The organism is Candidatus Nitrotoga sp. 1052 (genome assembly GCF_927312905.1).
Lineage (GTDB): Bacteria > Pseudomonadota > Gammaproteobacteria > Burkholderiales > Gallionellaceae > Nitrotoga.
In genome coordinates this window covers 62,995-83,949 of sequence record NZ_CAKMHQ010000012.1, presented here as the reverse complement: position 1 = coordinate 83,949, position 20,955 = coordinate 62,995, and the positions used below count along the sequence as shown (strand labels likewise).

General features: G+C 51.0%; 15 protein-coding genes. All 15 read left to right on the top strand.

From position 1 onward, the window contains the following. Positions 1–603: a DUF4400 domain-containing protein gene (locus tag MJ768_RS02445; RefSeq protein ID WP_239287745.1), complete on the top strand. Its 603-nt coding sequence runs from the start codon at positions 1–3 to the stop codon at positions 601–603. A gap of 4 nt (positions 604–607) precedes the next feature. Then, positions 608–784, top strand: a complete 177-nt coding sequence (locus MJ768_RS02440; RefSeq protein ID WP_239287744.1) for a metal-dependent hydrolase — start codon at positions 608–610, stop codon at positions 782–784. An 88-nt stretch (positions 785–872) separates the two neighbouring features. Next, positions 873–1,103: a ParD-like family protein gene (locus MJ768_RS02435; protein ID WP_239287743.1), complete on the top strand. Its 231-nt coding sequence runs from the start codon at positions 873–875 to the stop codon at positions 1,101–1,103. Continuing rightward, positions 1,100–1,369: a type II toxin-antitoxin system RelE/ParE family toxin gene (locus tag MJ768_RS02430; RefSeq protein ID WP_239287742.1), complete on the top strand. Its 270-nt coding sequence runs from the start codon at positions 1,100–1,102 to the stop codon at positions 1,367–1,369. The genes MJ768_RS02435 and MJ768_RS02430 overlap by 4 nt, the downstream gene beginning before the upstream one ends. Positions 1,370–1,441: 72 nt before the next feature. Next, positions 1,442–1,867, top strand: a complete 426-nt coding sequence (locus MJ768_RS02425) for a hypothetical protein (protein ID WP_239287741.1) — start codon at positions 1,442–1,444, stop codon at positions 1,865–1,867. A gap of 542 nt (positions 1,868–2,409) precedes the next feature. Then, positions 2,410–7,524 (top strand): DEAD/DEAH box helicase, encoded by a 5,115-nt coding sequence (locus tag MJ768_RS02420; protein WP_239287740.1) that lies wholly within the window; start codon positions 2,410–2,412, stop codon positions 7,522–7,524. Then, complete coding sequence (locus tag MJ768_RS02415; protein WP_239287739.1) at positions 7,521–10,379, top strand: helicase-related protein; 2,859 nt, start codon at positions 7,521–7,523, stop codon at positions 10,377–10,379. The genes MJ768_RS02420 and MJ768_RS02415 overlap by 4 nt, the downstream gene beginning before the upstream one ends. Before the next feature lie 11 nt (positions 10,380–10,390). Then, the gene (locus MJ768_RS02410) at positions 10,391–11,863 is read left to right on the top strand and encodes a DUF4062 domain-containing protein (RefSeq protein ID WP_239287738.1); all 1,473 of its coding nucleotides are present in this window, start codon (positions 10,391–10,393) and stop codon (positions 11,861–11,863) included. Positions 11,864–11,975: 112 nt separating this feature from the next. Beyond that, positions 11,976–12,707 (top strand): hypothetical protein, encoded by a 732-nt coding sequence (locus MJ768_RS02405; protein WP_239287737.1) that lies wholly within the window; start codon positions 11,976–11,978, stop codon positions 12,705–12,707. Further along, positions 12,704–15,907, top strand: coding sequence for an Eco57I restriction-modification methylase domain-containing protein (locus MJ768_RS02400; RefSeq protein ID WP_239287736.1), 3,204 nt, complete (start codon positions 12,704–12,706; stop codon positions 15,905–15,907). The genes MJ768_RS02405 and MJ768_RS02400 overlap by 4 nt, the downstream gene beginning before the upstream one ends. Then, positions 15,904–16,917, top strand: coding sequence for a CBASS cGAMP-activated phospholipase (locus tag MJ768_RS02395; RefSeq protein WP_239287734.1), 1,014 nt, complete (start codon positions 15,904–15,906; stop codon positions 16,915–16,917). Before MJ768_RS02400 ends, MJ768_RS02395 begins: the two co-directional genes overlap by 4 nt. After that, the gene (locus MJ768_RS02390; RefSeq protein ID WP_239287732.1) at positions 16,910–17,395 is read left to right on the top strand and encodes a cyclic GMP-AMP synthase DncV-like nucleotidyltransferase; all 486 of its coding nucleotides are present in this window, start codon (positions 16,910–16,912) and stop codon (positions 17,393–17,395) included. Before MJ768_RS02395 ends, MJ768_RS02390 begins: the two co-directional genes overlap by 8 nt. Before the next feature lie 90 nt (positions 17,396–17,485). After that, on the top strand, positions 17,486–18,310 hold the full coding sequence (locus MJ768_RS02385) for a nucleotide-binding domain-containing protein (protein ID WP_239287730.1): 825 nt from the start codon (positions 17,486–17,488) through the stop codon (positions 18,308–18,310). Positions 18,311–18,550: 240 nt separating this feature from the next. Next, positions 18,551–18,763 carry a hypothetical protein gene (locus MJ768_RS02380; protein WP_239287728.1) on the top strand — a complete coding sequence of 71 codons (213 nt, stop codon included), beginning with the start codon at positions 18,551–18,553 and terminating at the stop codon, positions 18,761–18,763. A gap of 135 nt (positions 18,764–18,898) precedes the next feature. Next, positions 18,899–20,620, top strand: coding sequence for a hypothetical protein (locus MJ768_RS02375; protein ID WP_239287727.1), 1,722 nt, complete (start codon positions 18,899–18,901; stop codon positions 20,618–20,620). The last annotated feature ends 335 nt before the right edge of the window (positions 20,621–20,955 follow it).

Sequence of the window (20,955 nt, the reverse complement as noted above, 5' to 3'; positions counted from 1 at the left end):
ATGGCAAAAGACCAGAAAGAGCAGGGGAACTTTACTGCCCTATGGATGGTTTTAGCCTTGCTCGTGGCAATCTGCACATGGATGTTCATTACCCCGGAACACCTGCTGAAATCACTCGCAGGTGAACGCGCGTTTGTAACCGAGCTGTCTGGGCAGCAAGCCGATCAGTGGATATTTAGCAAAATGATTTCGGTAAGCGTGAGTCAGATTCAGGGCATGTCGGACGCTATCAAAGATACACAAGACACGCCGGGCGCATTCAAAGAGTGGATTCAGAACCGGATTGTTGTAACGTGGTTGTGGGGTTCGTTAATCGTGTACCGCGTCAACCTGCTTATGCTGTTCTGGTTCATCCTGATGCCATTCACCATTGCGGTGGCGATAGACGGCTATTCAACTAGGATGATACGCACCTTTCAGTTTTCTTCGCAGTCGCCCATTCGTCACCGGATAGGCGTGCTTATCTCCACGATAGTGATGTTTGGCGTAGCAATCTGGCTGGTGCTGCCGATACCTGTGCCTTCTATGGTTGCCCCTTTGGCGATTGTATCCATCGGCTGGGCGACCTGGATGTGGGTCAGTAATTTGCAGAAGCGAATTTGACTGGATGATGCTCGTCTTTACCCGCATTGCTGCGGGATTGTCATTACTTGTCTCAGGTGTGCTAAACGCGCAACCATTACAGACGATACTGGTGCTTGGTGGTGGTATCCTCGGCAGCATGCTGCCAGACATTGACCACCCGCAAAGCGCGTTTGTAAATGTGTCCTGCCGCTTTCGATAGCGATTGCAGGGAAATGCCGTTGTTGCCATGTTTACTTCGCCACGGCTACAATGTCGCTACTTTTGTAGTAAAGGTTATTGGGAGAGTAATGATGGGAATGCCAGTCAGGATTGATGACACGTTGTACGAGCAGGCGCGCGCTGAAGCGCTGGTTGAGCACCGCACCATTGCCGGGCAGATTGAGTATTGGGCGACGATCGGTCGTGCATCACTCGACAACCCTGATCTGCCGGTGAGTTTTGTGGCGGAAGCACTGGCATCGATGCGTGAGCCGCGCAATCAGGCCACACCCTTTGTGCCACGCAAACGGCGTACATGAGTTACGCGGTTGTACAGACGAGGCGATTTGCCCGTCAGTACAAAAAACTGAATGACAACGTTGCGACTGATGTCGATGATGCGGTCGAGCTGATCGCCAGAAAGCATTCCATCGGCGAACGAAAAAAAGGTGACCTGGCTGATTTGTTTGTATACAAATTTCACAGCCAAGGGCAACTCTATCTGCTGGGTTACACACTCGACGATGGTGTGCAGCTGGTTTATCTGGAGGCGATTGGCCCTCACGAAAATTTTATCGTGACCTGAAGCGCTAAGCTGAACACGCCTATGTCGCTAGTCAGCGAGCCGGGCGTTGGTTGGATTGTGTAGACTACTCGCATGATAGAAAGAGAACGACAAGATGCCATAACCTCGGATATTGACCCCGATAATCCGACGTGGGCAATCGAGAAACCTTGGAAGGAACTGCTCTCGGTGGAGCATGTTGAAGCTTGGATTAACCAGTACAACATGGAATTACAGCAGTACATTACCAAGACTAATTCGACTGGTTGTGGGGTGTGTTTCTGCCTCACCCATGGGGGTCACATCTTTATGCACACCCCCGAGGGGGCAATCCTGCTCGACGTGACGCCAGACGCGGAGTGGGCAGTGCCAGTGATTATTGCTGCAACTGGAATAGATGCTCCAGCTACGCAGATCTGGGTGCTACCTGACGATGTATTAACACAACTGGTGCTGGGCTTGAACAGTTTGATTGCTGCGACCAGAGTTGTCGTTATCCACAAATACAAAAAACAGTAGCCGCTACAACCACCTCCGTACTCTACTTTGGTAGTTGAAGCACCCTCCCAAAAAACTTGGTATCAATGTGCTCTTCCTCGTGGCGAAAATTAGAGAAGACGCTGCAGTGCCAAAACAAAAACCTCCCTGAGCACTTGTTTTCGTAAATCACCTCACCGCTTCATGGAGGAAAACCCAGATCACCAAAAAGATTACGTCCCTGGAAATATCGGGCAAGCAAAGCATTCAGCATCTGCCGGAAGAAATCTTTGATTGTGTAGTGCCGCGTCATCTGTTCACTACTCGGGTAAGGTAGAATCAAGCAATAGGATTATGCTGGACATTGCAGCACATTACAGCACATAGGCATTACAATCGCCGCCTATGGGAGAACAATGGCTGCTGCCGGAATAGACATGCAGCCTTTTGGTATCGAACATGGAAGTATTGATAATATAAATCACTTGTTCGGTGTCAGCTTGAAGCCGACGAAAAAGTCATGGATTAGCTTAAACATATAGGTATCCAGTTCGTCGGTCTAAATATATCCTTAAGAATCGAATATGAATGTCTTCCAAACACACGCCGATATAGTCTCTGACTACGCAACCTATATTCGGAGTTTTCTCAAAATTGCCGACCTCGCAATTCGCAAAACAGTTGAGCAGGCGCTTGATGAAGGGAAGTTGTGGCCAGAGCCGTTACTTCAGTTCAATCCCTCCTTCGAGATGTATGGCAGCCTTGAGGACTTGGCAGAGCAGAAGGTGATACACCCAGACATCCGAGACATCTTCAAGGGTTATTTGCTTTATCGCCATCAGGTAGAAGCCATTCGTCTAGGAACATCCGGCAAAGATTTTATCGTCACATCAGGAACAGGTTCGGGCAAATCCCTCACCTATATTGGGTCGATCTTTCACCACCTGTTGTCGAATCCTGGTGTTAAGGGAGTAACTGCGATTGTCGTTTATCCGATGAACGCGCTGATCAACTCTCAGTTTGAGGAATTTACCCGCTACAAGGACAACTACGAAAAGACCACGGGCAAAATTTTCCCAATCAGCTTCGGCCAATACACAGGGCAGGAAAAGGAAGATAAGCGCGCTGATATGCGCGATAACCCGCCGCAAATCTTGCTCACCAACTACATGATGCTGGAGTTGTTGCTGACGCGCCTTCGCGAGCGATCAATACGCGACGGAATATATGAGAATCTCAGTTACCTAGTTTTCGACGAGCTGCATACCTACCGTGGACGGCAGGGTGCGGACATAGCCATGTTGATTCGTCGCATTCGTGCCCGTTGTATTAAACCGATTGTGTGCATTGGCACCTCGGCAACGATGGTCTCTGTGGGCTCGCTTGCTGAACAACGTATCGAGGTAGCCAAGGTCGCGACGAAACTGTTCGGAAAAACTTTCACTCCAGATCAAATCATCAATGAAACCCTCGCTAGGTCGCTAGGTTACGATGGCTATTTGCCAGCTACATCACTATTAGCGAAGGCAATTGAAACTGGCGTTGATCAAAATGCAGATGCAGATGTGCTGAAGGCGCATCCTGTTGCAATTTGGCTTGAGAACAAGATTGCGCTAGAAGAGCGTGAAGGGCTTTTGGTACGTGGGAAGCCCCTAAAATTATCTGAAATTGCGACGTCTCTCGCTATTAATGCTGAAAAATCTGACGAACAATGCCAAGTTTTTTTAAAACAGTTGTTGCAGTGGATTAGCGTAGTCAACCAGAGCACACAGGATGCCGGGCATCGCTATACGCAACTGCCGTTCAAATTGCACCAGTTTATTTCTCAGACTGGTTCTGTCTATACAACACTCGATCAGGATGAGGATCGCTTCATATCACTTGAGCCTGGTGTCTACAAAGTTGATGGAAATGAAAAGAAACCAATATTCCCGAATGTCTTTAGCCGACCCAGTGGGCATGCGTTCATTTGCGTGGCAAAACTTGGCAATCGACTAGAGCCACGAGAATTTAGAGCAAGTTCCGACGAAGAGTTGGAGTCTAATGATGGATATTTAATTATTGGTGATGACATTTGGGACCCATTGGAAGATAGTGAACTTCTGCCCGAATCCTGGTTGCGCCAAACCAGGTCTGGGCTAGTACCTGACTCAAAGAAAAAAGCCTTCTTCCCGACCAAGCTGTTCTTCAATGAATTGGGCGAGTGCTCTGAAACAAAATCCATGAAGTGGTGGGGCTGGTTCATGAAAGCTCCGCTGTTATTTGATCCAACTGCCGGTGTCTTTTACGACACCAAGACCAACGAAGGAACTAAGCTGACGAAGTTGGGCAGTGAAGGACGCAGCACATCTACCACCATTACCGCCTTTTCTATTCTCAATCGTCTCAATGATGCGGGGTATCGTCAGGAAGACCAGAAGCTACTCAGCTTTACTGATAATCGCCAGGATGCTGCTTTGCAAGCGGGGCATTTCAACGATTTTGTTCAGGTAGTTCGTTTGCGAGCCGGCATTCGCAAAGCACTTGAGGTTGCGCCAGATCAAACACTGAATTTTGCAACACTTGGTGAGGCTATATTCAAGGCGCTGGCTGTGCCGTTCACCGAATTTGGCAACCGAAACGAAGAGCCACAATTTTCCTCAGTCCGCGATAATTACGAGCGATGTTTTCAAGACTATCTGCTTTACCGCGTCATTGCTGACCTTCGTCGAAGCTGGCGAATTGTTTTGCCAAATCTGGAGCAGTGCGCGCTGCTCAATGTTACCTATGCCGACTTGGATAACAGGGCTGCTGACGCTGCATGGAACAGTTTTCCGCTGATAGGCGACTTGTCATTTGAGAATCGTAAGGAGTTCATCTCCACGATTCTTGATTTCTTTAGACTCGAATATGCCATTCATAGTGAAAATTACCTTACACAATCCAAAATAAAGGAAAACGAGAAGCACTTTCGCGAAATGTTGCGTGCCCCGTGGACACTTGATCGGAACGAAGAGCTTCGGGAGCCTTTTTTCATTCGCTACGATCCGCTGCATAAGTCCGCCAGGTTTTCGTCGAAGAGCATGGGACCGGCCAGTGCATTGGGCAAGTTCATTAAGACTTATGTCCGTCAGAACAATATTGATCTTGATTTAAAAGGCCCGAACTACCGCATATTCATCGAGCGGCTCATGGCAATGCTTGAGCAAGCTGATTACCTGAAGTCACAGCTGGCCCGTAACGAAAAAAATGAGGATGTTCCAGTCTATCGCCTCAGACTGGAGAAAATTGTCTGGAAGCTGGGAGATTGCATGACCGTAAAGGCAGATGTCATCAAGCAGCGATCTTACAAAGAACAAGCGCCGCGCCCAAACTTTTTCTTTCAGAGTCTTTATTTGCGTGATTTCGCGAAGGTCAAGCGGCTGCGTGGAGAGGATCACACCGGGCAATTGAACACGGATGTGCGTATCGAGCGGGAAGATTTGTTCCGTGAGGGAAAGATCAGTGCATTGTTCTGTTCTCCTACGATGGAGCTTGGCATCGACATACGCAATTTGAGTGTCGTACACATGCGTAACGCGCCACCGAATCCATCCAACTATGCACAACGGTCAGGACGTGCTGGGCGGAGTGGTCAGGCTGCACTGGTATTTACCTATTGTTCAACTTATTCTCCACACGACAGACACTACTTTAATAAGCAGGTTGAATTGGTGGCTGGCGCAGTCATGGCGCCACGGCTGGATCTTTGTAATCGCGAATTACTGGCATCACACTTGAATGCCCTGGTTGCTTCAGAAATTGGCATGCCAGGCGTTGACGATGTAGGAACAGGAAAGGCGTCAATAATGCGCCTGATTGTTGATGACAACGATGCTATGCCTCTATCGAAAGAGGTTCGTTCAGGCTTGGAATTATCTCAGGCCGCATTCAACGAGATAAAGTCCACTTTCAAACGGGCTATACGAGATTTTGAGGGCGACCTTGAAGCCAATGGAATAACTTGGTATTCCGACCTCTGGATTGAGCAGAACCTGTTGAAGATTGCAGACAATCTGGATAGCGCGTTAATTCGCTGGCGGCGGCTTTACCGATCGGCCAGAGCCATACTCAGCCGCGCCACACAAAAGATTGATAGCGGTACGTTAAGCCTTGGAAGCGATGAATATCGTAAGCATAAACGCAATCAGGATCAGGCAACACGCCAGCTGGACTTATTGCGCAACGACCTGTCTGGACGTTCCACTGAACTTTCCGAGTTTTACCCTTATCGCTATCTGGCATCTGAAGGATTTTTGCCCGGCTATAACTTTACTCGCTTGCCGCTGCGAGTATTTCTCCCTACAGGGGATTCCGCTGGTGAATTTGTTTCGCGCCCAAGGTCTATTGCTCTTCGGGAATTCGGCCCGCTAAACATCATCTATCACAATGGCCGGAAATATCGGGTAAGCCAGCTTGTTATTCAGGATGCTGAATCGGCGCTGACAGAAGCCAAGGTTAGTACCAAGACCGGATATTTCATGACGGGTGATGAGGCCAAAAACAGTACATGTCCATTTTCAGGTATTGACCTATCAGACAACTCACAAAAGGAACATATCCATAATCTGGTTGAGATGTCCGAATCCAGGGCTGAAGAAATTGATCGAATCTCCTGCGAAGAAGAGGAGCGCGTTTCGCGTGGGTATGAGATCAAAACTTATTTTTCAGTTGATGGTGGGCATACTGAGCGAATTCGCAAAGCTGTAGCAAAAACCAGCGAAAATGCGCTGCTCAATCTACGCTACATTCCGGCCGCCCGTCTTGTCCATGTCAATACCCAATGGCGCGCACAAAAAACTGAGGGTTTCCCCATCGGGATGGTTTCTGGAGACTGGCGCGGCACCATTCCTGAGCCTGACGCAAACCTCAAAGAAGAATTCCGTTTGGTCAAACTCTGGACATCCAATCTTGCCGATGCCCTTTATATCGAACCTGTCCAGCCGCTCGGATTGAAACCGGAAGGTGTCATTACGCTACAACACGCACTCAAACGGGCTATTGAACGTGTATTTCAAGTTGAGCCCAATGAGATTGGCGTGGTTGCGATAGGCGACCATGAAGCACCAAACATCTTGTTGTACGAAGCGGCAGAAGGCAGTCTCGGTATCCTGTCGCAGTTTGTGGAAGACGTTAACGTTTTTCATGATGTAATTTCGCAGGCCATTTCTTTATGCCGCTTTGATGATGAGGACTACAAAGAGCCAGCCAGTTACGACGACCTGCTTAGCTATTACAACCAGCGTGACCACAAGATCATTGATCGTCATTTCATTAAGGATGCGCTGGAAAAATTGCGAATTTGCTCAATTGAAATCCAGACCAACACCGGGTTTGGTAGCTATGACGAGCAATATCAGGCACTGCAACGCGGTCTCGACCCGACCTCATCGACTGAGAGTAAGTTCATAAAATACCTATACGACAATGGACTGCGCTTGCCGGACGCTGCTCAGAAGCGTGTTGATGGGCTTTATGTGCAGCCAGATTTTTATTATGAGCCACGCATTTGGGTGTTCTGTGATGGCACCCCCCATGATGAGCCTGCAATTCAGGCTGATGATGAAATTAAGCGCCAGTCGATCATGGCGCAAGGTGATGAAGTCTGGGTTTATTATTACAAAGACAACCTTGTCGAGATAATAGCGGCCCGCCCTGATATTTTTAGAAAAGTCAGATGACAGACCTCCTTCAGCCCGGAAAATTGGTCACTCTGCGCGGGCGCGACTGGATCGTTCTTCCTTCTGACGATTCTGACCTGTTGGTCGTCAAGCCATTGGGCGGCTCTGATGACGAAATTGCCGGAATCTACCTGCCACTTGCAATAAAATCTGATCAGCCAGAGGATGCCAATTTCGAGCCTCCTTCAGCCGAAGATCTGGGCGACATCAGCTCCGCGCGCTTGCTCTATGATTCGGCTCGCTTGGCATTCCGCAATGGATCAGGGCCATTCCGTTCTCTGGCTAAGCTTTCTTTCCGCCCACGTTCCTATCAGATGGTGCCGCTCATCATGGCACTGCGTCAGGAATCGGTACGCCTGCTGATTGCCGACGATGTAGGTGTCGGCAAGACTGTGGAGGCGTTGCTCATCGTCAAGGAGTTGCTGGAACGACGCAAAATCAAGCGTTTCGCTGTGATCTGTTTGCCGCATCTTTGCGATCAATGGCAAAACGAAATTCGCTCCAAGCTGGATATTGAGGCGGTCATCATCCGTTCCAACACCCAGGCAAGGCTAGACCGCCAGATTCAAGGCGATACCAGCGTTTACGATTACTATCCGTATCAGGTCATCAGCATTGACTTCATCAAGTCGGATACTCGGCGAGACGTATTTGTCGAACAGTGCCCGGAACTGGTAATCGTCGATGAAGCCCACACAAATGCTCGCCCGGCAGGAGCATCGACAAGCCAGCAGCAGCGCTACCACTTGGTCAGCCGCATCGCGGAAAAACCTGGGCAGCAACTTATTCTTCTCACGGCCACACCACATAGCGGAAAGCCAGAGGAATTTCAGTCGCTACTTGGATTGTTACGCAAAGACTTTGAAGGTCTGGATATTCCGGAATCAACTCAACAGCAACGGCGCGAACTCGCAAAACACTTTGTGCAGCGCAAGCGTGGCGATGTCGAAAAGTGGCTGGGCGAAGATACCCCGTTTCCAAAACGTGATGCCTTTGAGTGGCCATGCGAGCTTTCACCCGCATACCTGATCTTTTTCGAAGATATTATCGGTTTCGCCCGTCGCCTGATTGCCCCTGACCCAGCGCGTGGAGTGACCAAGCGCGTGCATTACTGGACTGCACTTGCTCTGTTGCGAGGTGTTATGTCCAGCCCCGCTGCGGGCATCGAGATGCTCAATACCCGCCTCACCAACCTGGCCTCTTCTGCTGGTGACGAAGCCAGCGATGCGATCATCCTCGAACTGGAACAAAACCCCGTTGGCGATACAGAATCCGGTGCCGAGAGTGACAACACGCCCACCCAGATCGTCGAACGCAATGACTGGACGCAGCGTCAGCGGCAGGAACTGCGCGAGTTTGCCAAGCAACTCGAACAGCTAGGCAACATCAAGCAAGACAATAAATTGGCATCAGCCGAATTGATCCTCGACGACTGGTTGAAAAGCGGGTTAAATCCTGTTGTATTCTGCCGCTACATAGCCACAGCGAAATATATCGGCGAACAACTTGCGCACGTACTCAAAAAGAAATTTCCCAAGCTCGATCTGCAAGTCATCACCAGTGAATTGCCGGACGAGTTGCGCAAACAGCGTATTGAAGAAATGGGCAAGTCGCCACTACGGGTGTTGGTGGCCACCGACTGCCTCTCCGAAGGCATTAACCTGCAAGAGTATTTCACCGGTGTGCTGCACTACGACCTTCCGTGGAACCCCAACCGGCTAGAGCAGCGCGAGGGCCGTGTTGATCGCTTTGGGCAAATGGCGCCTATCGTCAAAGCGTGTCTTCTTTACGGCGCCGACAATCCTATTGATGGCATCGTCCTCGAAGTCCTTCTGCGCAAGGTCCGTGAGATCAAACGTGCCACGGGTATCAACGTCCCATTCCCCGAAGATTCACAGAGCATCATCGACACCATCACCCAAGCGCTGCTCCTTAATCCCAATCGCCACATCGAAAAAAAGAGCGTCGGCAAAAACCAGTTTGAATTCGACTTCGGACAGCTTGACGAAGCAGCAACTGCCCGCACCACCGTCACTCGCAAACTGGAAGAAGCCGCCGAGAGAGAGAAAACCTCGCGCGGCATCTTTGCCCAGAATGCCATCAAGGCGCAGGAAATCGAGGCTGATCTGCGGGAAGTCGATGAAGCAATCGGAGACCCAAAGGCTGTTGAGAATTTTGTTACTTCCGTGCTGAACAATCTGCTCGGCGTGCAGGTCAGCAGGGATGCCAAGGGATTCCGCGTCGTGATGGGCAATCTGCCCACGCAACTCAGAGACTTGCTACCGCCCGGCGACCCGCTCAAAGTATCTTTTCAATCGCCGACACCGGAGGGCTATCACTACCTGGGGCGCAACCATCGCTTTGTCGAACAGCTCTGCCAGTTTGTTATGGCTAACACGCTGGCGCGATCAGGCAGAAGAGCTGCCCGAACATCCGTGATCCGCACCCGTCAGGTCAGCATCAAGACCACCTTGTTGCTTTTTCGCTGCCGTAACGTCATTGAGCAGACCAAGGCAAATCATCAGATCGTCGCCGAAGAAATGCTGCTGTGGGGCTGGCGCGGAACACCGCAGCAAAAGGAGTTCCTTGATCATGCTGAAGCAATAAAGATTCTCACCGAGGTGCGTGCTTCTTCGGACATTTCACCCCAAGCCCGTGCCAGCTTTCTGGAGAATGAAGTCAAGCTCCTGAGCAATCTGGATTCGGAATTTAGGGTGATTGCCGAACAGCAGTCCAAGCGCCTCGTCGAAGCTCACGAACGCTTCAGCGCCCTTATGGACAAACAGCGTTTTCAGGTAGTCTATCCCGTGTTGCCGATGGACTTGCTTGGCATTTATATTTTGTTACCCGAATAGTGTTTTAAATAATGACCCCACTCGGAATTTTTATCAGCAGTGTGCAGAAAGAGTTGGCAGCGGAACGCAATGCGGTAAAAATATTTATTGAAAACGATTTTCTGCTGCGTCGTTTTTTTACGGTTTTTCTCTTTGAGGAATTGCCTGCCAGTGATCGGCGGACAGACGCGGTCTATCTTGCTGAAGTGGATCGTTGCGCCATATACCTTGGCTTGTTCGGCAATGACTACGGATTCGAGGACACCGAGGGCGTGTCTCCAACCGAGCGAGAGTTTGATCGTGCCACCATTCAGGGCAAGCCCCGCCTCGTTTTTATCAAAGGGACAGATAATCAGCAGCGGCATCCCAAGATGCAGGCTTTCATTCACAAGGCAGGAGACCAGCTCATTCGTCGGCGATTCAACACCAGTGACGAACTGAACACCGCACTTTATGCCAGCTTGGTGGAGCACCTCGAATCATGCGGCGTCATTCAAAATCGCACCTTTGATGAAAGGCCATGCTCGGACGCAACGCTAGACGATCTGGACGCCAGTAAAGTAACAAGCTTCGTGCGCCAGGCTCGCGCAGGGCGTCAATTTCCATTGGAGGAAAACGCACCGCTAATGGATGTTCTCACGCACTTGCATTTGCTCCACGAAGGCCATCCCACCAATGCCGCACTGCTCCTTTTTGGACGTGATCCGCAGCGTTTTCTGCCCTGCGCCGAAATACGATGCATGCACTTTCATGGCACCGAAATTCAGCGTCCGGTGCCGTTTTACCGCATCTTCAAAGAAACTGTTTTCGGGCAAGTGGATATGGCTGTGGACATCGTCATGTCAAAACTCAATCGCAGTGTGGGCACTCGCGCCGAAAGCAATCAGGCTCCCATCCGTTATGAAATTCCGCCCGATGTTATCCGCGAGGCCATTGTGAATGCCATCGCCCATCGCGACTATACCTCGGCGGGAGCCGTGCAGGTTTCTGTCTTCGCTGATCGCGTCGAAGTTTGGAATCCGGGCACGCTATCAGCGCCACTCACAACAGAAAGTTTGCGCCATCCTCATGGCTCTATTGCTCGCAACCATCGGCTTTGCGAGGCACTTTTTCTCGCCAGTTACATCGAAAAATATGGCACCGGCACCCTTATGATGATTCGTGAGTGCATCGCCCACGAACTGCCTGAACCGGACTTCGTTCAACGGGGTGGCGGGTTCACCACTGTTATTTGGCGCGACTGGCTGACGGATCAAGTGCTGGCGGGATGCGGCCTGAATGACCGGCAGTTGCAGGCTATTGTCTATCTGAAGTCAAATAATGTAATTACCAACGCGGAGTACCAGAAAGCTGTGGGTTGCCCCCAGCGGACGGCTACGCGAGATCTGAATGAACTGGTTAAAAAAGGCCTCATTGAACTTGGAGGGAGAGGGCGTGGGGCGAGCTATCGACTTTTGAATAAACGCGCCATAAATGCGCCAAATGCGCCATCGGGGAGCGAATAATGCGTACTATCCTGGCGAACTTCCACGGCTCGTTTAATGCGCCAGAAATACGCCAATTGCGTCACGAACACGCCAACCGTGCAAAGGCAATCTCGCCAGACGGGATCGCGGCATGAACTACCCCAGCATCCGCATCGAAGGTGCCATCCTCTCACCGGACATTCTTGACCGTCTCGACGATGCCCCCGGCCAGCGTCCTGCCGATTTCGGCCTCGACACTGGTAATAAGGTAAAAGACGAAATTGCCCGCGCCTGGGCAGACGCGCAAGACTACTGGCGCATCTTCCAGCGCAAGCTGGAAACGCTCCGGCCAGAATCCCCCGCAACCACCGAAACCCGCCAGCAATGGATCACGCCTTTGCTTGGCCTGCTAGGCTACCAAATCGAATTTCAGGCCAAGGGCGTTGAACTCAATGGCAAGACCTACACCATCTCTCACCGTGTCACCAATCGCGGCCACACCCCCATCCACATCATCGGTGCCCGCGAAGCCGCCGGACTGGATCGCAAGCCGGAGCGTACCCACATTGGCGCACCGCGTATGTCCGCCCACGCGCTGGTGCAGGAATATCTCAATCTTCACGACGAACTCTATGGCATTGTCACCAACGGTCGCGTGCTACGTCTGCTACGCGACAGCTCCCGCCTGATCAAGCTCAGCTACCTGGAATTCGATCTCGACCGCATATTTGGCGATGGCTTATTTGCCGACTTCGCCATTCTTTATCGTTTGCTGCACATTACCCGCCTGCCGAGCAGCAATGACGCAGCGAACGAAAGTCTGATCGAGCGTTACCACCACAGGATTCGCTGGACTCTGGCGCCCGCATTCGCGAGGGTTTGAGCAAGGCCGTAGAACAAGCCATCCGCGATTTTGCCAATGGCTTTCTTGTGCATCCTGATAACGAAGAGCTGCGCCAGTCGATTGCCGATGGAAAATTGAAACCGGAAACCTACTACCAGCACCTGCTGCGCCTGATCTACCGGCTGCTGTTCCTGCTCGTCATCGAAGAGCGTGACCTGGTCTTCCCCATCTCGGCAAGCACCCAGCAGCGCGACATCTACCGCAGCTACTACAGTCTCGAACGCCTGCGACTGCTGTCCGAAAAGCGCCACCTCGCCGACAAACGCCATCACGATCTTTGGCTGGCGATGCTCGCCACCTTCCGCCTGTTCGAAGCACACGGCCCTGGCCACAAAATCGGCCTTGCCCCGCTTGCCGGCGACCTGTTTAGCCCTGCGGCCATTGGCCCGCTGGCGAGTGCCATGCTGGGCAACGACGTTCTGCTCGGCTGCCTGCGCGCCCTCGGTCTCTATCAGCATCCCGACAACGGCCAGACCATCCGCGTGAATTACGCTGCCCTTAATGTAGAAGAGTTTGGCTCGGTCTATGAAGGCCTGCTCGAATACGAACCAGTGTTCCTTGGTGTCTCCCCTCGCCCGCAAGCGGGAGAGGGGCTGGGGGAGAGGGTCAATGCTGACCACTTAACCGTTCGTGGTGAGCTTGTCGAACCACCTGCTACGCAACTAGAACCCTTCGACAAGCTCAGGGCGAACGGGATTTTAATTAAGCCAACAATATTGGGAGAGAGGGTAGGCACCATCGAATTCGCCTTCGCCCAAGGCGACCAGCGTGCTGCCACCGGCTCCCACTATACCCCGGACGATCTCGTCCAGCCGCTCATCAAACACTCGCTAGACTACCTGATCGCCGACGCACTGAAAAAAACTGATCCGGCAAAAGTCCTGCTCGATCTCCGCGTCGCCGACATCTCCTGCGGCTCCGGTCACATTCTGCTCGCCGCCGCCCGTCGCATCGCTACCGAACTCGCCATCGTCCGCACCGGCGAAGAGCAACCCTCGCCATCGGCCTTCCGCAGCGCAATCCGCGACGTGATCCGCAACTGCATCTACGGTGTGGACTTGAACCCGCTCGCCGTCGAGCTCTGCAAGGTCGCTCTCTGGCTGGAAGCCCACAGCCCCGGCGAACCGCTCAACTTCCTCGACCACCACATCAAATGCGGCAATGCTATTGTCGGCTTTGCAAGGCGAGAGGAAGCCGAACGCGGCGTGCCCGACGAAGCATTCGCCACCATGCCCGGCGACGACAAGGACACCGCCGCGCTGCTCAGAAAGCGCAACAAACAGGAGCGCAAAGATCACGAGGCCGGTCAGTTGCCGCTTTCGCCCAGCCTGCAAAAACAGCTCGACGACATCCTGCGCGGCTGGCACGAACTCGCCACGCTGCCGGAACATACGCCCGATGAAATCGAAGCCAAGAAGGCCCGCTATCTCGCCTTGAGTCAGAGCCAGGACGCCTGGTTTCTTAACCAGATCGCCGCCATTCCCATCGCCCAGTTCTACCTGCCCAAGGCGGCTGACAACCTGCAAAAATTCGTCACCGATGCCACCTACCGGCGCTATTGGAAAGGCGAAGTGAGTCCGCAAGGTCAGGCGACTGCAGAGGCGTGGGCGATGGCCGAGCGCAAGCATTTCTTCCATTGGTTTCTAGAATTCCCAGAGATCATCGGAAGAGGAGGGTTTGATTGCATACTTGGCAATCCTCCATATCTTGGTGGTTCATCGCTAAGTAATACCTATGGTTATCCGTTCTGCCAGTATGTTAAGTGGGGATATGCGCCAGCAGGTTTATGTGATCTTGTTGTATATTTTATTCGTCGCATATTTGCCTTGCTGCGTCCCGCTGGTTTCATGGCATTTATTACAACAAACTCAATAAAGGATGGGGATAACAGAAGGGATGGTTTAGATCAGATACTCCTTCAGCAGGGCACGATTAATTTTGCAGTTAGAACAATTAAATGGCCAGGAAAAGCAAACTTAACAGTGTCCTTGGTAGCAATACATCGCGGACAATGGACAGGAGATAAAGTTTTAGATAACCAAAAGGTAGCAGCAATTAGTAGTTATTTTGAGGACTCTATCGACGCGGGTGATCCTTGTCCTCTCAACGAAAATTTACGGCGTACATTTGAGGGCTCTAAATTTTTGGGTGAAGGCTTTCTCTTGACCCATGAAGAAGCTACCCAAATGAAGTCTTTAAACAATACGTTGCAAGAAGTCATTTTCCCAGTAATTAATGGAGATGAAGTAAATAATCATCCTGAGCATATTCCGGGAAGAAGTATTATTAATTTTTTTGACTGGACTCTTGAACGAGCCCAAAGCTATGGCAGTGCATACCAACGAGTGCATGATCTCGTAAAGCCAGTTAGAGATAAAGATAAGCGTCCAGTTCGCCGTGAAAGATGGTGGCAGTATGCAGAGCGAGCTTCGGGGCTTTATAGTCGTATCGATGGTCTTTGTAGAGTATTTGCGACATCTGGAACCTCGAAGCACCTGAGCTTTACGGCACTTCCGACTGGTTACGTATATACCCAGTCACTTAAAATTCTTACATCAGATCGATGGGATGTTTTTGCAGTAATACACTGTACCCTGCATGAAGTTTGGGCGCGTAAATACAGTGGTTCGCTAGAAACTCGACTTAGCTATTCGCTTAGAAACTGCTTTGAGACTTTCCCATTTCCAAATGATCTTTGGTTCACCTCAGATCCTAAGCTGGCTGCTATTGGTGAGTATTATTACGAATCTCGCGGCACCGTGATGATGCAGCTATGGCTCGGCCTCACTGACATTTACAACCTGTTCCACACCCGCGACCTCACACCCGCCCAGGTCGCCAAAGTCAGCAAGAAATCCGTTGAAGAAGCCGAAGCCGGATACCAAGGCATCCTCGAACTGCGCCGCCTGCACCGCGAACTCGACATTGCCATCCGTGACGCCTATGGCTGGTCCGATCTTAATCTCGGTCACGATTTCATCGAAGTCGAAACCCTTCCCGAAAACGACCGCGTCCGCTACACCATCAGCCCCGCCGCCCGCAAGGAAGTTCTCAAACGCCTCCTCGCCGAAAACCATCGCCGCGCTGCAGTGCAAGCCGTAACCTCCCCCGAAAAGCCCAAGGCTAAACGCAGTCGCAAGTCCGCAGCCGACGATGTCCACGGAGATTTATTCATATGAACAATATCAAGTGGTCTGTTGAACAACCGTTTCAAGCCTTGGCGCTTACCGGCGGCGGGTTTCGTGGCATCTTCGCAGCCCAGGCACTTCAATGTATGGAGGAGCACATCGGCCATCCCGTGGGGCGACACTTCGACATTTCATGCGGAACTTCCATAGGCGGCATCGTTGCTCTCGCGGTCGCATTCGAGGTTCCAATGAAAAAGGTGGTAGATGTATTCACGGAACATGGAGAAGCTATCTTTCCGTCACACACGCCGCCAGAAGGCAAGTGGCAGATCGGGTGCGATCTATTCAAGCATCGCAATAGGCCACGTTATTCTTCTGTCTCTCTACGGCAGGCCATTGCTTCACTAATTCCTGAAGGTGCGGTTCTGGGTGATGCTCTTCATCCGGTAGCCATTCCGGCTGTAAATGTGACCGAGGGACGCCCCCAGGTTTTCAAGACTAGGCACAAGCAGGAATGGCATCGGGATTGGAAGCTGAAGGCAATTGACGTGGCTCTCGCCACATCGGCTGCGCCCACTTTCTTCGGGCTGGCAGAAGTCTCCGGCAGCCTCTATTCGGACGGTGGCCTATTTGCGAATGCGCCCGACCTGATTGCCTTCCATGAGGCAGAGTACTACTTCGGTGTGCCAGTCGATGCCGTAAGGATTCTCAGTATTGGCACCACGACGAAAAGTTATTCAATTTCTTTCAATGCTGGCCGGGAGTTCGGTGTCGCCGACTGGATGCAGGATGCACGTCTATTTTCCGTGATGATTTCTGCTCAACAGCAATTCGTCGATCAATTGATGGCTCACCGACTGGGTGATCGGTATCTCCGTCTGGACAAGGAGCCGTCGCAGGAGCAGGCGTCTGATCTCGGTCTGGATATAGCCACACCTGTTGCGATTCGGACACTCAAAGCGCTGGCTACAAAGGCTACCACCGACCTTATTGGCAACCGGCTTGATGGTTATCTGTCGCATACACCTCAACTTAAGATATTCGGGAAAGACAATGGGTAAGGCAGCGCGGCTATTTAACGGGACAGCGGAGCAAACGCTGATTGGCCGGTTAACACCGAGCCAGGAACAGCGAGAGTTTCTTCAGTTGCAATGGAACGATTTGGCTGAGTACCTCAAGCCGAAACTAACTGAAGATTACGGTTACCCGACTTCAACCTGGCTCCAAGGTTCATACAAGTATGGGACGCTGATTAAACCTGTCCATAAAAATGAGGAATACGACGTTGACGTAGGGCTGTATTTCGAGTGGGAGGATGATGGCAAAGTCAAGCCGTCTCCCGAACAGCTTAGGGAATGGGTTCAACAGGTGCTAATTGCCTACATGTACAGAACAGCCGAGTTACGAGAGGTTGTTCAGCCACCCAAAGAACGTTGTTCACGCGCGTGTTTTGATGCGCGTTTTCATATCGACGTTCCGGTGTATTGGCTTGATCCATCCTTAGACTCAAGGCGGCTTGCGACATTGTCTAATAAGTAGGAAAACTCCGATCCAAAAGCAATATATCTGTGGTTCAAGTCGTTCGTAGAGAGACCGGAACGGGATCAATTGCGAAGGCTGGTACGCTACTTGAAAGGATGGGCGGCTGTTGCTTTTGATGGCTTCAGTGATTCACGCCCTTCTTCAATCGTTCTTACTGTACTGGTAGCAGAGGCTTTTGCGGGCGATGGTTTGGCTGATAGAAACCTCGATGATGAAGATGCGCTGATCGCAGTGATTCGAAGTATTGATGCGCGACTATGTGCTTCTTTAATGGTTCGGAATCCGGTGGATACAACGGAGAACCTAAACCGGATTCCTGAGAAGAATTGGCCAAAATTTTTTGAGGCGCTCGGCTTGCTCAGAGATGCTGCCGATAAAGCTGCTGATAGTGATGAAGAATCAGGCGCAGCCTTGGCGTGGTCAGAAGTATTTTCATTTTTGATGCCGCTACCTGAGGCCGATGAGGTTGAAGTAGTTGACTTATCTGGACGGGCTTTGATGGTGCTGCCAAATATCCAGATTGAAGTGTATGCGCGAAATCCGAAAAGACTCATTGCGACGTATATGAATGAAGTTTCGACTATCTCCAAGAACTGCGATCTCAAGTTCAGAATTACCAACCCGCACGTCGTCCCTCAATATGCAACCATCGAATGGACGGTAAGGAACGATGGGAAGGAAGCAGATGCTGTAGGCGACCTTGGTCATACTCGCATAATGTCGATGGGCTTCGAAGCAGAAAGATCGACATCGTATTTCGGTAAACACTATATGGACTGTGTCATCCGGCTCAGTGGAAATATTTTCGCCGTGCGCCGTGTGCCAGTCAATGTACGGGCCACAATTTACCCAACAAGAAATCCTCCAAAGCCTTTTTACACAAGAATTCAAAGTTTGTTAAGAAGACGTTAGCGAGGCTGCAAGATATTCACCATGGGAGGGCGAAATGAATGAACATTAAAACCAACTGGGTATCACCACCGCTTGAACTAAAGGGGTCAGCTTCGCATTAGATTTCTTAATGATCCGAATGCTGGCTATGTCTGGCACTCAAAAGTGATTATTCAAAATTTCGAAGCAGACATACCGGCAGGCCGAACAAACAGCATTTTCATAAAATCGCCAGCGTCCGCAATGGTTTAGGGTTGTCAGATGCCTGCCCTTAGTCGCAGCCCGAGCAAGATGCAACGACCCTCAGTGGGGCAGGAGTCTGACAAGCCTAAACCAAAGCAGACAAATAGTACGGCGCTGTTAAACGACAGCAATAGCGCACATTCCAGCCAGTCAGGCTGTAAGATGTCTACTGGCTCGTGGGCTATCGACGTTGATCGCAAACATAGCTGGGCGATCGGTTTCAGACTTTAAATATGTATGCCTCCAGATGACTCTGTCCATCCGGATAAATCAGAGATCATCGTCAGCTTTGTTTAGCGGAAACCGCTTGGGGAACAGCCTATAATGGCTCCCCAGTAGCCGAACGCGATGGCAATGGAGGTTTGGATGGCACCAGAACAATGCATTTGGGGAATATGCTTCTACCAGCTTGATGGAAACGAGCAAAAGTTCTTCGGCTTCTCAGAGTTTCTAGCAAGCCTCGCGCTCATGGTTTTGGCTTGGACAATCGCCGATGTCCGTTACCGCTTTCGCATACGAAGCGCACCCATTCCCCTGCAAGGCATCACGTTCACTGTCGTCTCCGCCGTTGGTGTACTTACGCTGTTGACGGACCTTTGGCGTGCTGAACAGTGGTATGTCCCGGTGGGCAACTTCCTGACACCAAGCATTTGGCAAGCACTTCTTGGCAGCTTGTTCCTGCTTACCTTCCTCACTTGGGCTTGGTTCGCATTTATCCGCCCACCCATATACGGAAATCACAACGCCAAGCGGTTCGCTGAGATCCTGTATCGATACGTCCTCAAAGGCTCGCCTATAGAACTTGCCGTCATCGCCGACGAACTGGCCTACTCAGCCCAATCCCTTGTTCAACACGCAACGGATAGGGGGAGACATAAACAATACTGGAACAAAACCGAAGGGCAAGAGAAGCAAAAACGTCCAGATGTGGAGGGTTATGCTAATGATATTCTCCTACTTATCGCGGATCGGCGGATGTGCCGTGCAATCGTCGATTCGTCGCCGGGCACAGCCTTGGCCGTATTTCGTGCGATGGCTGAAACTAAGAAATATGGCGTACAGGTGGAGACCTTCGCAAGGAACATTGTGAATGAAGCAATCAGGAATAAAGATTCCTTCCTATTTCACGAAGCTGAGGGCTATGAGTCTGGGCTGATTGGATATCACAAGCCTCTCAGTCAGGCCATGTTCTCGAACTACTATATGGTCGAAAGCATCGGCACTATTCTTGATCCAGACATCCACAGTTATAGGAAATGGGACGCAGAACAGTGGGAGGCTTACTGCCGGGTTGTGCTAATAACTCTCCGCAGCTATGTCAAAGACGGTTTTGGCGAGCACTCGTACGTGCTCTATCGCGCCAAGGGCAATATCGAGAATGCGGTTTCCGACCTTTACACTCTGAACGAACTTACGAATACTTGGGACTCAGACATTTCCCGTCGCCTAAATGTCGTTGTCGATTTCATCCAAGATGCAGTTAAGATTCTCGACGAGAGGGATGTCCCTAGCTACGTTCACCGTCGTGTGAAAGAGAAACACGGCTATCCGCACAAAACCTTCTACGATCACATAGCTAGCATAATATTCGAGGTGATCTTCCATGTTTCTGCAGTTAATTCACCACTGTGGACCTGCTGGTCGATTCAACACAATTCGGTGTGGAGAAAGCTGTTCAACTTCGACTGCCTCGACGGCCCTGCGGGCAGGATGGTGAAGTTCAAAGTAAGACGACTTCTGTACGATGAAATTGCCGACATGAAAAAATTCCCCAATTTCAAGGGGGCCAAGATACTTGGCTTCTGCCTAAACGTTATGGGGCTTACCATTTGCAACGACGACTATGACAAGGACAGTAAGGCACTTCAGAAGGCCGTGCTGGCTTGGACCAAGAAAAACTTCGTGTGGCTGCACGATTACAACCCCCGAGTCGCGGATGCGTGCTTGGTAGCCGGTATGTCCTACGACGCAGACAATCAATGCCTAGTGCGAACTTCTCCAGCAGATGGGCTCAGACGAGAGCCAAGTTACGTCTATTTCGACCTCAATCCGGCTCTGTCGGAGTCGAACTCTCATGGAGAGATGTAATAGGATGCTGAATCGCCCCCGAACAGTAGGCGCCTTGCAGCCTGATTGTCTGGTATGCGCGGTAGGGCTGTCTTTCAATGGAATAACACCGCATGTCGGCTATGGCCGAGAAGTAGTCTCTCGTGGCAAACGAAATGACCGTCTCCAATGTGTCGTTTGCTGACCGTCATGATTGGCAGCATCTGGGCATTTAATTATCGAGATCGTCGGAGTGCAGGGGATATGTTTACCTGAGCCAGGTAGTCGATAGTCGAGGCATTAACACTAGATGATGATTTCGGCTGGCTTCTTTGGTGATAAATAATTCCGCTTTACAGCGCACCTTAGCCACTAGA